2 protein-coding genes are annotated in these 429 nt (G+C 70.6%); one reads left to right on the forward strand and one right to left on the reverse strand.

All coding sequences use genetic code 11. The features are described 5' to 3' along the window. On the forward strand, positions 1-204 hold a 204-nt coding region (locus tag AC1DIP_RS22295), incomplete at its 5' end, for a glutathione S-transferase family protein (protein ID WP_477735126.1). 5 nt (positions 205-209) lie between these two features. On the opposite strand, the gene AC1DIP_RS22300 is transcribed toward AC1DIP_RS22295, so the two are convergent. Beyond that, the coding region (locus AC1DIP_RS22300; protein ID WP_477735127.1) for a DUF488 family protein, N3 subclade at positions 210-429 on the reverse strand (220 nt) is incomplete at its 5' end.

Below are 429 nucleotides of genomic sequence, written 5' to 3' on the forward strand. Positions count from 1 at the left end.
GGGCTTGAGGCCGAGATTTCCAGGCTGCCGCCGGTGGCCGATGAAGCCGCCCTTGGGCAGGCGGGCCTGACCAGCGCCGTGGCATGGGGCTTCACGCAGATGATGCTTCCCGAACTGGTCGCGCCGGCCGACTGCCCGTCGCTCGCGGCCTTTGCCGCCGCTGCGGAAAGGCTGCCGGCCTTCGTGGCCCTGCCGCCGGTCTGAACGGATCAGTTCGCGATGTCCGCCCCGCGCTCGGCCAGCAGGCCGCGCAGCAGCGAGCGGTGGCAGCGCGACTCGTCCTCGCAGTAGCAGCCCACCGAAAACGCCGCGGTGTGCGACAGGGCGGCCAGCAGGTCGATGCTGCGGCTCGCATCGGCCTCGGCCATCTCGGACTTGTACTTGCGCATGAAGGCGTTCCATTGCGCAGGCGTTTCCGCCTCCTGGCCC

The organism is Pseudarthrobacter sp. 05T312, assembly GCF_056396685.1.